General features: G+C 31.6%; 13 protein-coding genes and 1 pseudogene. 1 reads left to right on the top strand and 13 read right to left on the bottom strand.

Annotation, left to right across the window (positions count from 1 at the left end; genetic code table 11):
• Window positions 1–336 precede the first annotated feature (336 nt).
• From BLS22_RS11645 to BLS22_RS11585, 13 genes and pseudogenes are all read right to left on the bottom strand, one after another.
• On the bottom strand, window positions 337–690 hold the full coding sequence (locus tag BLS22_RS11645) for a hypothetical protein (RefSeq protein WP_090553936.1): 354 nt from the start codon (window positions 688–690) through the stop codon (window positions 337–339).
• Window positions 691–741: 51 nt separating this feature from the next.
• Window positions 742–1005, bottom strand: a complete 264-nt coding sequence (locus BLS22_RS11640; protein WP_090553935.1) for a hypothetical protein — start codon at window positions 1003–1005, stop codon at window positions 742–744.
• Window positions 995–1279: a hypothetical protein gene (locus BLS22_RS11635; RefSeq protein WP_090553934.1), complete on the bottom strand. Its 285-nt coding sequence runs from the start codon at window positions 1277–1279 to the stop codon at window positions 995–997. Before BLS22_RS11635 ends, BLS22_RS11640 begins: the two co-directional genes overlap by 11 nt.
• Window positions 1276–1827, bottom strand: coding sequence for a hypothetical protein (locus BLS22_RS11630; RefSeq protein ID WP_090553933.1), 552 nt, complete (start codon window positions 1825–1827; stop codon window positions 1276–1278). Before BLS22_RS11630 ends, BLS22_RS11635 begins: the two co-directional genes overlap by 4 nt.
• Window positions 1828–2501: 674 nt before the next feature.
• Window positions 2502–2723: pseudogene (locus BLS22_RS15660) on the bottom strand (transposase); the annotation flags it as partial.
• 174 nt (window positions 2724–2897) lie between these two features.
• Entirely contained in the window at window positions 2898–3737 is an 840-nt protein-coding gene (locus BLS22_RS11620) for a class II fructose-bisphosphate aldolase (RefSeq protein ID WP_090553932.1), read from the bottom strand.
• Between the two features lie 8 nt (window positions 3738–3745).
• Window positions 3746–5179, bottom strand: coding sequence for a four-carbon acid sugar kinase family protein (locus BLS22_RS11615; RefSeq protein WP_090553931.1), 1434 nt, complete (start codon window positions 5177–5179; stop codon window positions 3746–3748).
• Window positions 5180–5316: 137 nt separating this feature from the next.
• Window positions 5317–6822, bottom strand: coding sequence for a tripartite tricarboxylate transporter permease (locus tag BLS22_RS11610; RefSeq protein ID WP_090553930.1), 1506 nt, complete (start codon window positions 6820–6822; stop codon window positions 5317–5319).
• Between the two features lie 17 nt (window positions 6823–6839).
• Window positions 6840–7319 (bottom strand): tripartite tricarboxylate transporter TctB family protein, encoded by a 480-nt coding sequence (locus BLS22_RS11605; RefSeq protein WP_176762157.1) that lies wholly within the window; start codon window positions 7317–7319, stop codon window positions 6840–6842.
• Window positions 7320–7497: 178 nt separating this feature from the next.
• Window positions 7498–8484, bottom strand: a complete 987-nt coding sequence (locus BLS22_RS11600; RefSeq protein WP_090553928.1) for a tripartite tricarboxylate transporter substrate binding protein — start codon at window positions 8482–8484, stop codon at window positions 7498–7500.
• Between the two features lie 40 nt (window positions 8485–8524).
• Window positions 8525–9589, bottom strand: a complete 1065-nt coding sequence (locus BLS22_RS11595) for an Ldh family oxidoreductase (RefSeq protein ID WP_090553927.1) — start codon at window positions 9587–9589, stop codon at window positions 8525–8527.
• A gap of 21 nt (window positions 9590–9610) precedes the next feature.
• On the bottom strand, window positions 9611–10570 hold the full coding sequence (locus BLS22_RS11590; protein ID WP_176762156.1) for a hydroxyacid dehydrogenase: 960 nt from the start codon (window positions 10568–10570) through the stop codon (window positions 9611–9613).
• 377 nt (window positions 10571–10947) lie between these two features.
• On the bottom strand, window positions 10948–11742 hold the full coding sequence (locus BLS22_RS11585; protein ID WP_090553925.1) for an HpcH/HpaI aldolase family protein: 795 nt from the start codon (window positions 11740–11742) through the stop codon (window positions 10948–10950).
• A gap of 291 nt (window positions 11743–12033) precedes the next feature.
• On the opposite strand from BLS22_RS11585, the gene BLS22_RS11580 reads away from it, so the two are divergent.
• A complete protein-coding gene (locus BLS22_RS11580) occupies window positions 12034–13962 on the top strand; it encodes a sigma 54-interacting transcriptional regulator (RefSeq protein WP_090553924.1) in 1929 nt (642 codons plus the stop codon).
• Window positions 13963–14048: the final 86 nt, after the last annotated feature.

Raw genomic sequence — 14048 nt, 5'->3', positions numbered from 1 at the left:
CCATGAGAATCGCTAATATTTGCTGAAGGGAGTATAATCCTAATAGGATTGTTAAAACAGTAGCTATTTTAATACCCTTAAAAGTTAAAAATAGCATGATCAGAGAAATCCCTGTCCGAACAACAAAAATACTATAGGTTTTATAAAAAGGTAGGGGTTCAGGGAACAGAAAAGAAAAAATGATGATTTCACATATAAGGGGAATGAGGAAAAAGATCGTAAGTCCCCTATAATATTCATTCTTCCAAAACACTTTCATGTCTTTTATCATGTTTTGCATAAGTTATTCTCCTTAATTTTTTCTGAACTTTTACCCAAAATCCTTTAAATTCAGATTTAATCTACTAACAGTTGGTTTATAAAAATTTTATACTTAGGAGCAAGGTCAATCTTTATGACTCCATAGGGACTGGTGATCATAATTCTTTTCTCTTCCTTCCTATCCCCTAGGATTTCTATGGCTTCAACATTCTTTAAGTCCAATAGCCCCAATAGTTCTTTGGTATCACTATTAAAAACCTCTAGCTTCAATTCACTGTAGGAGGGTGTCATGGTCATAATAAACTTTTCATGATTGCCATTGGTAAATTCATATTTCACCTGATTATAATAATAGGGTGCATCTTCATCCAACAACTGTGGTTCCGCCTGAAAGAAGGATAACCATGGGATTTCACTAGGAATTTTCAATTGATTCACTCCAATTTTTAAATTTTACTCCATAAAGGTGACTGCTATCCTTTAGCTTAAACTAGCTTTTTCCCAATCCATCTTCTGCTGTATTGAGAACCTCATATTAAACTTTATCAATTTTTTTACTGAAAGATTTTTCAATGCCTCCATATAGGTCTCCTTCAGGCTTTCTTCTGTCTCTCCAAGACCAATAACACTGTCGGTTTCTTTATGGAGAAGCATGACACCAATAGCATCCTCCTTCGTTTTGATTTGGGGACCTGTTATTACTACCTGATTGCCAGTTACTTTCACGTTTATATCAACAAACATTTTTAACATCTTTTCTTAATATCAACTGTATTGTGGGGCAACTAAGCTGTTTTTTATTTTTTAACCAACCCTTATTTTTAAGTTTATTGATGACAAATCTTGAAGTGTATTTATTTATGAACATAGCACTTTCAATATAGACAACTATCCTCAATGTGAAGTTTTGGTTAAATAAGGAAAATCGCTGAATATGAATTAACGGTATAAGTGCAATATAAATTATAAACAGTGTAATGGTTTCAACAGCAAATTCTTTCCAGTAGGTGTTTTTCATTTTGCACCTCTCTCTAGCAATCCTCTTCCTTTAAACTTTTTAACAATGTAGTTTGCAATTATCGTATACATTGCCACCCCAGCTCCACTATCAATACCCCCACGAACAACTTCGTTTGGCTCCCAATTCAATATCCTCAAAAACCCTTCAATCATAGGATTAAGTACTATAACAATAGGATATACAGAGACAATAAATGAAATAGCCCTCACTGCCATTTCTTTTTTAGTCATTTTTACCTGTACCTCTTCCTCTTTGGGTGGTGCTTTTACATATTCTACTGATTCTCCTGTTATTAGATCCACCCCTCTTAGGGCTACGCTATAATGGAGATTATCTTCTCCTTCTCTACTATAGATACGGCATTCATGATTGTTGATGAAAAAGAAATAATCAGTTCCCTCTTCCCCTTTGTTAATCTTCATGGGCTTCGCTAAATGTCCATTGACATGGATTTTCATGTTTCTAATTAAACCTATATTATACTCTAGGTCTATCCTATAGTTTCTTCTCTCTATAGTGACGTTCCAGTTCCAGTGCTTTTTCACAAATTCCCCTCACTTTAAAATATTTTCCTCATATTTCCGCTATTTTCTAATTATTCTTATATACACATTATAAGTGGTTGACATAACTATGGATAGTGACAATATTTGCAATAAAATCCTCTTGAAAATATGGACTATATATATACTAATTCATCCCTTATTTAATGAATTTATATTAATTTACACGTAAGGTAGACTAAGTTACTTCAATTATATTGTTATACATTTCATATTCTAGTTTGGCAAAATACCTTTATTCTCTAAAATTTCTTTCCCCCTCTAAAGCAAAATCCCCTAAACACTGGTCTAGGGGAACATAGTTTATATTCTGTTTTTTATTTAAAATCTTGTAACTCACTGATTACAACTTACTTCTTCTCTATCAACACAACTGTCTCCACGTGTGCCGTTTATTTCATCAGTTTATTTTATCATCTATGTATATAACATTTTATATTTTACAATAGTCTTGAAATATAGGGAACTAAAGATTGTATAGTAGCTTTCTATACTTTTCTATAGTTCCCTATAACTTTTTGATGGGCGGCAAATGGATGACCATGCCACCCATTTGCTTTTCTATCAATATAACTCTTCACTAATCTCGTGCAATATATCTTAATATTGATAATAATAAATATTAAGATATCTAAGTTGAAAGCTTAAGCTATACCTTATAAATCATGGAAATCTTTTGACTCATAATAATTTCTAGCATATACTAGAGACTTCATATTAAAGCTTGAAAAATTAAAATGGTCATAAACATAGCATAAATCATAGAATAGCTCATCAATGGTAGCTCTTGAGCTAGGTCTATAGAAATATTTTTTTAGTATATTCCAGACATTCTCTTGAGGGTTAAGCTTAGGAGAATAAGGTGGAAGATATATTAGCTTTAAGTGATTTTTATGTACCTATTCAAGGTTTTTTGTTGAAATAGCTATATCAGCTCTTGCATTATCTAAAATAATGTAGACTTTTTTATTTGTAAAAATGGTAACTTTAGTATATGGAGAAATTCGTGTAAAATACTGAATAATGTTAGCTATCAGGTTGGATATCTATAGTTAATTATTACTATTAATCATTCTTATATATTTTCTTGCTACTGACTGCATTTCTCTAGTTGCTATTTCTAAAAGTTTTTCTAATCTTTCAGGTCTATTACTTTTATTTATTCTTTCTTTCATTGCACCGACTGCACACACTGCTAGATCTGTATTCACATTGATTTTTCTTATACCATTTTTAATAGCCATATTAATTTGATATTCATCTATCCCCGAGCTTCCATGCAGCACCAATGGAATATTTACTAATTCATATATCTCTTTTATTCTTTGTAAATCTAAACTAGGAGTACCTTTATATATTCCGTGAACATTTCCTACTGAAATAGCTAGTGCATCAACTGAAGTTTTTTCTGAGAATTCTTTTGCTATATTCCTATCTGTAAAGTCTTTTGAACTTATTATATAGTCTTCATTACCATCCTCTGAATTTAAGTATCCTATTTCAGCCTCCAAAGAAGCACCAAAATCTTTGGAAAGATTTCTAGCAACAATAGTATTTCTAATATTTTCGTCAAGAATTAAAGCCGAACCATCATACATTACCGAAGTAAAGTTATTATTTAGCGCTAGCCTTATACTCTCAATTTTTTTTGCATGATCTAAATGAAGTACTGCATCTAATTCTAATTCTTTTACTATTCTTTTTACAGCAAAAGCAATATCTTCTATGTTAGCATACCTAAAATAACTTTCTCCAAATGCAAAAATAACAGGTTTATCTTCTAGCTTAGCAGCATTTGCTACCGCTTGTATAGTTTCCAAATTGTATACATTAAAAGAAGCTATAGCAGAATCCTTATATTTATTAAATATTTCTTTTAGGGTATATAGCATAGTTTGACCTACTTTCTTTTGAACAATTTTACAATTTCAGTTAAATCATTTTCATTTCCAACATTCCCTGGAAAAATAATATAAGGTATATTTGGAAACTTACTTTCACTTCCAGTTAGCCACACAGGAACGCCAGGTCTAATCTGTCCTATTACTAAAGCTTTTTTAACCGCTAAACCTTTTGTAGCTATATCACTTGATGTTATACCCCCTTTTCCCACTATGAACGAAGGCTTTAGCTTAAGTCTTTCTACAATACTAGTTATTGCATTAGATATTTTTACTGCTATAATTAATTCCTCTTCCTTATTTGTAGTGCCTAAATCAAATCTTTCTCTCTTAGTAAATACAACTACATTTCTACCCTGTACTATACTTTCTTCTGCTAAGTTTATTACTCTATTTAGTTCCTTAGAAAAAGCTTCATCATCTAACACTAAATGTTGATTAAACTCTATAGGCTCAATATCTACACGTTCTATCAAATTTTCTAACTGTTTAGTTGTTTTGTTAACATGAGAACCTACTATTACCACGCCTCCGTTAGGATTATCTTTATCTATTAGTTCTTCACTACTTAATAAAGATTTTTCTTTTATTCCTCCTATAATTTTTGTTACAGAGGATGCGGACCTTAATATAAAATTTTTATTTTCATTTATTGCCCTCATTAATGCTGTTATAAAAATTTTTATGTCTATATAATCTAAAGCATTTACAACTACTTTATTAAAGTTATCTACTTTTAAAAGCTTATTTGTAATGTTGTTATATTCTAATGCTCTAAGTTCCTTGATAGATACATAAGTAATGTCTTGGCTTTTATACTCACCTTCCGTCTTTTCTTCTATCCATTTACCTAGATGAGAGTTACTATAGCCAAAAGTTTTATCTTTTGCAAATTCTGTTTCTGCAACCGGTACTAATTCATCTCCATCATAAGCATAATGTATATTATCTACAGTATATCTCTCTCCTTCTTGAAAAAATGGTATTATTATCTCTCCATCTATTTTAATATCAGAAATTTTTTCAATAGTATTTTTTAAAACTAAAGTTTCCAAAGGATAATGTCCTCTAAGGGTAGAATCTCCCCTGCTAACAATAATAAACTTTTTACCCGTCTCCTCAGAAGCCCTAATAATACTCTTGGCTATCTCTTCATGCACCTCTTTTGTTTTAACAGTTGTAAAAGCCCTACTATTAGTTAAGATAAAAAACATTCTGTTTTTTTCTTTAAATCCCTTTAATATACTTTCATAATCCCAATTTGTATATATATGTACTCCATGTACAGTTTGGGTTCCTGTAGGATCATCATCAAGAACAACTATCTTGAATTTATCATTTTGAAGTAGCTTGTTAAGTTTTTCTTCTACCACTGAACTTGATGGTAGTATGTGTTTTCCTTGTAATTCAAATAAATTCTTATTTTCAAGCATAATAGCACCTCTCTTTCAATAAGTTTCCAAATTTATGGCTTTAGATAATAAACGTGCATAGCTCAAAACAACACTTACACGTTTATTATCAAAGGGATTAATTTTTAAAAAACTCCTAATCAAAATAAATGCTTAAACTATAAACTTTCAGTCTGGGTCTTGTTAGTATTTTTAATATTTTTTCTCATAGATAATATAAAAGAAACTGCTGCAATTAGTAAAAAAACTGCTGAAATGGGTCTGGTAATAAACGGTACAAAACTTCCTTGACTTACCATCAATCCCCTTATAAGATTAACTTCAATAATAGGACCTAAAATAAATCCTAATATAATAGGAGGTAATGGGAATCCATTTTTTTCTAATAAATATCCTATTACTCCAAAAAGTAATATGGTGAAGATGTCAAATACTCTATTATTCAGACCATAAGCTCCTACTGTACATAAAACCATTATGATTGGCAAAAGTATGTTTTTGGGTATTGAAAGAAGTTTAACAAAAGCCCTAAGTCCCAAGAATTCTAAGATCAACATTGCAATATTTGCTATGAAAAGAGCTGCAAATATTCCATATACCAACTCTGCATTATTTTTAAATAATAACGGACCTGGATTAAGTCCATGAACCATAAGCCCACCAAGCAAAAGTGCTGTAACTGTGTCACCTGGAATGCCTAGTGTTAACAATGGGATTAAAGCTCCTCCTACAGATGCATTGTTTGCTGTTTCAGATGCAACTATACCATCCATAATACCTGTTCCAAACTTTTCAGGATATTTTGACTGATCTTTAGCAACAGTATAAGCAAGAATATTTGATGTGCCTCCACCAATACCAGGCAATATTCCTACTCCAAGTCCTATAAATGCTGATCTAAACATGTTCCAAGTTTGGCCTACAAACTCCTTTACTGAAAATCCAAAACCCCTTAACTTGTAGTTGCTAATTTCAAAGTTATCTTCATTTACTCCACATTCAGCAACCTTAATTATCTCTGAAACTGCATAAAGCCCAATTAGTACAGGTAATATATTAAACCCTGCATCTAAAGCATTAATACCAAAGGTAAATCGTTTGGCAGAATCTATTGGAGCTGCCCCAACCATAGCAAATATTAGTCCTAAAATACCACTAGCTAACCCTTTAAATACATTTCCACTAACTAAGCTAGCAATCATTGTAAGAGAAAATATCCCAACTGCAAAATATTCGTATGGACCAAATTTTAAAGCAATATTTGCTATCGGTGGAGAAATAAAGGTTAAAATAATAATGCTAATCATTCCTCCAATAAATGAATATACAATACCTATGCCAAGGGCTTTTCCAGCTTCACCCCTTAATGCCATAGGACTACCATCAAAGGTAGTAGCAATTGATGAAGGAGTGCCGGGTATGCGAAGTAAAATAGCCGATATGAGCCCTCCTGAAATTCCACCTATATATAATCCTATTAATAAAGCAAATCCAGAAATAGGTGCCATTCCATAGGTTACAGGTAACATCAAAGCTATTGCCATTGTAGCACTTAAACCTGGTATCGCACCAAACAATATTCCAACTATAACTCCAAAAATTATTAATAACAGATTAGCTAAAGTAAGCATTTCAACGAATCCAATTATAATCAAATCCAACATATGTTATGCCTCCCTTCTTAACCTAATATACCTGCTGGTAGAATTAGTTTGAAAAAGTTTACGAATATAAAATATATTATAATAGATGTAGTAATAGAGATGACTCCTGTTTTTATAAAGCTAAATTTACCTTTTGGCGTTAATATATATATTTGAAACATTAAATAAAGCATTGAGGTTATTAAAAATCCTAATTTTTCCACTAATCCTACAAATGCTAGAAGTGATATCAATGTATAAATCACAGGTAAATTAACAGGTTTTAATGAAACCTCATCATCTGCAACTGCTTTGCTTTTAAATTTTATACTTGCTTGAATTAATATTGCTAATCCTATTATAATTAGTAACGACGATCCTACTTTTGGCATAAAATCTGAACCTAAACTATAAGACATTCCTTTTATGATTTTTATTGAATTTGTTGAGATAGCAAGAATAATACCTAGAAAAATCAAAATTATTGAAGGAACAAAGTCAATATATTTTTTAATCAATGTAATTCCTCCTTAGGAAAGTTAATAAATACAGAGGAAAATTCAATCCTCTCCAGAATTAAATTTTCCTCTTTTGATTCTAACTTAGAAACATACATAACTTATTGAACGATACATTGAATTACACTTTTTATTGGAGCTAATAGATAATTGTATAGTAGTATGTTTTCAAAGTACTTTACATGAAATGTTCTTTAAATATTTGAATATCTTCTTTAATCCTCAAAATATCTTCTAAACCTTCTTTAGCAGGCTTATAAAGTGGTGTTTGTCTATAAGACTTAAAGATCATGTCAGCATATTCTGGATTTTCGCTTACATTTTTAACAGCTTCTGAGAATCTATTTATTATTTCCTGTGGTGTTCCCTTAGGCATTGCAAAGAAATAGTATTTTTCAAAGTATACATCATAGCCCTGTTCTTTAGCTGGTGCAATATCAGGAAACCCTTTGCTTCTTTCTAAATTAGTTTGTCCTAGTGCAACAAAGTCTCCTGTTTCTAAATAGTCAGCAATTGTTCCATAGCTGTTTATAATTACATCTATATGTCCCCCCAATAATGCAGCTACTCTATCGGAAGCACCTCCTGCAGATACAATATTAATATTAGCACCTGCCTCTTGCAATTGCAGGGCCATAATATGTGTCATAGTTGCCATGTCTGCAGATACATTAATTTTTCCTGGGTGTTCTTGAGAATATTTTATTAGATCCTCTAAGTTTTTAAAACCAGAGTTTTTGTGAACTGTTATAGTTTCCCCTGGAACTACACCTGATGTAGCAACATATTCAAAGTCCTCTATTCCATAATCAGCTGTACCAGCCAATTCATTTATTAATAAAGCTGGATGCATAAATAATACTGTATAACCATCTGGGTTGGCTTCCTTAACTGTTCTACTACCTACAACACCACCACTACCATTCACATTAGATACAACAACCGGTTGCCCTAATTCTTCCGTTAAAAATTGGGCATATGCTCTAGCATTGAAGTCAGTATCTCCTCCTGGATTATATGGTGCGATAATTTGTATGGTCTTTTGTGGCCATTTAGAGTAATCACTAGTCTCTTGTCCCTCTGATGTCCCTGTTTCCTGTGCACATCCTGTGAAAGCAACAGTCATAAGAATACACACTAACATTAAAACCAGTGCTTTTTTCATTTTTATTTCCCCCTCAATATAATTTTATTAAGAATGCTTTTTAAATATATTCTAGACTTTTATTAAATCCTAACTGCCTACCTAGCTCCTCTAGCTCTTCATGTATCTTTATTGGTATAGGAATACCCTCTTCTTTTCTTTGCTTATATAGTATAGATTCAAGCTCGCCTGGAAAATACATCTTCTTGTTTTCATCCCACATTGGTGTATTCATTAAATCGTCATGATATCTTTTCATTCTTTCTTTTATCTGATCTTTTCCTATAATTTTATCTACATTTATAGCAATCATCATATGACCTGTATGGCTTGGTTCTTCAGGTTTTTCATACATGCTTTGTACTCCATATCCAAATTCAGCTCCTGTAAGCAATCCTGACAACATGTCAATCGCATATGCTAAGCCTAAACCTTTATACTCTCCCATAGGTAATAGATACCCAGCAAAGGCTTCCTTAGGATCATCTGTAGGACGACCATTCTTATCAGTAGCCCAATTCTTAGGAATTTTTTCTCCTTTTTTTATAGCAAGACTCAACTTTCCTCCTGCTACAACAGATAAAGCCATATCTAACATAAAAGGGAAGTCATTATATGTAGGTATAGCAATCGAAAATGGGTTATTACCTACCACTGGTTTCTCAGCTCCAGGGGCAATAATTAGTGGTTTTACATTAGTCATTGATATACCAACCATTCCCTCTTCCACAGCCATCCTAGTATAAATTGCACAAGCACCATAATGATTGCTTCTCTTAACACCCACTACACCCACGCCAAAGCTTTTAGCTAACTCAATTGCCTTCTCCATGGCTTTCTTACCAACAATTATGCCACTTCCATTGTCCCCATCCATAATCTCTATAGCTTTTCCTGTATTATTAAATTTGAAGTTAGGATTTAAAGTTACAGCCTTATTTAAGAATCTTTTAATATAAATTGGTACTCTCATAACACCATGGGAATCTATTCCATATAAATTTGAATCCACTAAAGCTTTGGCTATAAATTCAGAGTCTTCTGTATTAACTCTCGAACTTTTAAATAGCTCTTGCACATAATTTTGCAACACCGATGCATCTATAATTACCACTTCTTTTTCCATCTATTTTGCCTCCTTTTTTTATTATAGTTCAACCAAATTTTCTACTTGCTTTCCTAAAAAAAATTCATCTATCCTATATGCAGCATTAAGAGACATTTTTCTCATAGCATCTATACTTAATGCTGCATTATGTGGAGACAATATAACCGAATTAAGAGATAGTAATTCATTGTCTGGTGACGGTGGCTCTGGATTATATACATCTAAAGCTGCCCCCCTCAAATGATTGCTTTTTAGTGCATCAATAAGGTCACTTTCAACCATCAACTCGCCCCGTGCTACATTTATAAAGTAACTTCCTTTTTTCATTAACGAAAATTCCTTTTTAGAAAACAAATTTTTAGTTTCTTGAGTAAGTGGTGCATTAACACTAACAAAATCACTGTTTTTTAAAAGGTCTTCCAAACTCCCAACCTTTTGAATATAGTCTTCACAATCTTCTGTCCTCAGATATTTATCATAACACCTTATACTCATTCCAAATCCATGATAAGCCTTATTAGCTATTAGCTTTCCTATTTTACCTAAGCCCACAATTCCTAGAACCTTATCCTTAAGTTCAATATTACAAATCTGATTTCTTACATGAAAACCGTTTTCTTTAAATTCATTATGAAAATTAACTATATTTTTAGATAATGCAAGAATCATAGAGAGTGTATGTTCCGCAACTGCATTTATATTTGAATAAGGATCATTTGAAACCATGATTCCCAGTTCTTTACATGCTTCTAGGTCAATATTATCCAGCCCTACACCATGTCTAGCTATAAATTTTAGATTCTTCCCAGCCCATAGAACCTTTCTATTAAAATTCCCCATTCTAACCACCATTGCATCACATTCTTCAATTCCTTTAATAAGATCTTCTTCAGATATACCTTTTCCAATTAAAAGTTCATATCCTTGGCTAATTAAATATTCCTTCCCTGCACTATCTATATCTTGAGGCAAAAATACTAGCTTTCCGATCCTAATCACCTCCTCTCGTATAATAAACTTAATGAGTCTTATATTTCTTAAATACTACCTATCCAAGCTGAAATAGGGTTTCTCTCTAATCCAGAAGCTTAGTATAAAATATGATATAATTATTGTAGGTATTAATATAGCTAAAAACAGCTATGAAGCAACCATTATAGATTCTTTAGGAAATGTAATGTCTAAATCTTTTAAGTTTGCTAATAGCCATAAAAGTTCTTCAACTTGCTTAAATGAATAACATTAATACTTATCATAAAGGGTTATCGAAAGATACTAAGCCTTGACTTACTGTCCCCTTTTTAGGGCAGTAAGCTCAAAATACATTTTAAAATCTTTTTCTAATAAATCGTTAACTTTTTATAGCTGATCTAAATTTATCTAGAAGAATATTGCTCTCTAAATTGCTTTACTGTGTTTATAGCAAGCTTTCCTAATGTTGTACTATCAGACATAGTCACTACAAAGCTATACCCTTTTTCATAAAGTACAGTTGCCTGCTCAATGTTACCAGCCACAGTTCCTAAAAATTTATCTGTTTTCAAAACAGCCTTTTCAACTTTACTTATTGCTTCTTTGACTTCTTGAGAATTTGGATTACAAAAACTTCCCATGGAAGTAGCTAAATCCATTGGTCCAATAAATATTCCATCTAAATTTTCAACTTGGACTATCTCCTCAATATTTTCCACAGCTTCTGGTGTCTCAATAGCTACCATTACCATTATCTCGTTATTGGCATTTTCTAAATAATTAGCACTATTCATTCCAAAGCCTCCTGCTCTTGGGCTTGGAGCAACACCACGAACTCCCATCGTAGGATATCTGCAAGCTGCCACAGCTGCTTCTGCTTCTTTTTTATTATTTACATACGGAACTAATATACCATATACTCCTGCATCTAAAATCTTTTTGATGGCAACAAAGTCATTCCAAGGTGCTCTAACCAAAGGTACTGTTCCATATTTACTCATAGCTTGTAATTGCGATATCAAAGTCATAATATCTCCAGGCCCATGTTCCATGTCAATCATTAACCAATCAAAACCTGCTTTTGCAAATATTTCTGAAGTAAATGGGCTTCCTATTTGCAACCAAGCACCTATTGTCTTTTTCTTGTCTTTAAGCATCCATTTGACTTTATTGTCAAACACCTCATTTAATTGTAGCATAGTGACCTCCTAATGAAAATTTTATTATTTTTAATGCTTTTGAAAATTAATAATTTAAGTTCTCTAGAGTTACTTAATTTCATAATACTAGCAATTAACGTGCCAAAATATTTTGTGTAGTTTTAAAAAACTAGAACCCAGTGTTTTTCTAGGTTTTATACATCTTTACAATTTCTCCCTCTTGCTATAAAATAATAATACAACATTCAGTTGTGCAACATCAAAATTTTGCATCATAACGTTGCACAATACAATAATTTAAATTATAAATATAATATACTGGAGGTATTCATGATTAAAATAGCTTTAGTTGTACCTCAAAAAAACTTTATTGAAATAGCATTTGATACGTTCGAGAAACACAATCTCACTTACTGTTCCTCTTATAAAGAGGACTATATGTTAAATGAAATAGTCGTTACGGAAAATAATGTGAAAAACATTTCAATTGATGCGGATGTTATAATAACTCGAGGATTGTTAGCAGAAATCCTTAAAAAAATACAAACAGATATACCTATCATAGAAATAAATGTCCCTAGTTCTGATTTGTTAACAACACTTCTAGACTGTAAAGCAAAATATGGTAATAAAAGAGTAGCTATAATACTAGCTAAAAATATGATTGTAGGTGCAAATGAAATTTCAAAAATTATAGATCTTCATGTGAATACTTATGTTCTCCAAGACACTTGGAATGGCAAAGAACTTGTAGATAAGGCTGTTGAAGATGGATGTGAAATTATAATAGGAGGTCTAAACACCTGTAAATATGCTAAAAAAATAAATATACCTAATATGAATATAAAAACAAATACAGAAGCATTTTGGCAGTGTCTAACAGAAGCTAAACGTGCAGCTTATATTAGTCGTTATGAACAGGAAAAAAATCAAATATTTAAAACTGTTTTGGACTATTCTCATGAAGGAATAATTTCTATCGATGCAAATCAAAGGATTACTTCTATTAATAACTGTGCAAGAAATATTTTGAAAATATCATCTATGCCTATTATAGGTAAGCATATAACCGATACTTCTATTGCCTTAAACCTGAAGAATGTTTTAATAACCAATGAAGAATATTTTAATGAGATTATTAACTATAATAATACTCTTCTTAATATAAACAAAGCCTTAATCTATGTAAGAGACACTCTAACAGGAGCCGTTTTAACATTTAAGGAAATTAATGATATTCAGGATTTAGAACAAAATATAAGAAAAAAAATATACAATCGAGGACATTTTGCCAAGGCTACCTTTGAAGATATTATATGCGAGAGTAAAATTATGAAGGATTTAATTGCTACTGCAAAAAAATATTCCAAAGCAAATTCTAATATTCTTTTAATAGGTGATAGTGGCACTGGCAAAGAAATTTTTGCTCAAAGTATACATAATTATAGCAATAGAAAAAAAGGCCCCTTTGTAGCTATAAATTGTGCTTCTTTATCAGAAAGTCTTTTGGAAAGTGAACTATTTGGTTATGTAGAAGGTGCATTTACAGGTTCTTTAAAAGGTGGTAAGTTAGGTTTTTTTGAACTTGCACATAAAGGGACTATATTTCTTGATGAGATAGCTGAAATTCCACTTAGGCTTCAAGCTAAGCTTTTAAGAGCATTGCAAGAAAGAGAAATTACTAAAATTGGAGACGATAGAACTATACCTATTGATATACGGGTAATTGCCGCTACTAATAAGGATCTTAGAACTTTAGTTAAGAATGGTGAATTTAGAGATGACCTTTATTATAGATTAGATGTTCTCCAAATACCATTACCATCACTCAACTCTAGGCGTGAGGATATTCCTAAACTAATCAATTACTATCTAAGTAAAAATTATCCAAGTATTAAAATATCAGATGATTCCCTTAAGCATCTAGTTTCTTTTGACTGGAAAGGTAATATAAGACAACTCTTTAATATATGTGAAAGACTGTGCGTCTATGTAGATAACAACATTATTCGTGAGATGGATACACGCTATATTTTAGAGTTAGAGGAGGTAAGGTTTCAGAATTCAAACCCTCAAAAACTTAGTTTTGTTTCTAAAACAGAAGCTCAAAGCAATGGACTTAATATAACTGATTTAGATGAAACAAAGAAAATAAGAGCAGCTTTACTTGAAGCAAAGTATAATCGAAAAATTGCAGCGAAACTTTTAAACATAGATAGAACTACCTTATGGAGAAAGATAAAAAAATATGGACTTTGAAATTCCAAATCCATCCTAAAGGTATTGAATTTTTCTGTATTTATAGGTAGTGTAAAATAATCTGTGCTTAAGTGAAAATAAATACT

Origin of the sequence: Natronincola ferrireducens (genome assembly GCF_900100845.1) — a bacterium.
Taxonomy (GTDB): Bacteria; Bacillota; Clostridia; order Peptostreptococcales; family Natronincolaceae; genus Natronincola_B; species Natronincola_B ferrireducens.
This window is presented reverse-complemented; position numbering and strand designations above follow the sequence as displayed.

Coding starts and splice junctions, on each gene's coding strand:
- BLS22_RS11615 (WP_090553931.1), bottom strand. CDS start 5,179: ATGCTTGAAAATAAGAATTTATTTGAATTACAAGGAAAACACATACTA.
- BLS22_RS11610 (WP_090553930.1), bottom strand. CDS start 6,822: ATGTTGGATTTGATTATAATTGGATTCGTTGAAATGCTTACTTTAGCT.
- BLS22_RS11580 (WP_090553924.1), top strand. CDS start 12,034: ATGATTAAAATAGCTTTAGTTGTACCTCAAAAAAACTTTATTGAAATA.
- BLS22_RS11640 (WP_090553935.1), bottom strand. CDS start 1,005: ATGTTTGTTGATATAAACGTGAAAGTAACTGGCAATCAGGTAGTAATA.
- BLS22_RS11595 (WP_090553927.1), bottom strand. CDS start 9,589: ATGGAAAAAGAAGTGGTAATTATAGATGCATCGGTGTTGCAAAATTAT.
- BLS22_RS11620 (WP_090553932.1), bottom strand. CDS start 3,737: ATGCTATATACCCTAAAAGAAATATTTAATAAATATAAGGATTCTGCT.
- BLS22_RS11635 (WP_090553934.1), bottom strand. CDS start 1,279: ATGAAAAACACCTACTGGAAAGAATTTGCTGTTGAAACCATTACACTG.
- BLS22_RS11585 (WP_090553925.1), bottom strand. CDS start 11,742: ATGCTACAATTAAATGAGGTGTTTGACAATAAAGTCAAATGGATGCTT.
- BLS22_RS11600 (WP_090553928.1), bottom strand. CDS start 8,484: ATGAAAAAAGCACTGGTTTTAATGTTAGTGTGTATTCTTATGACTGTT.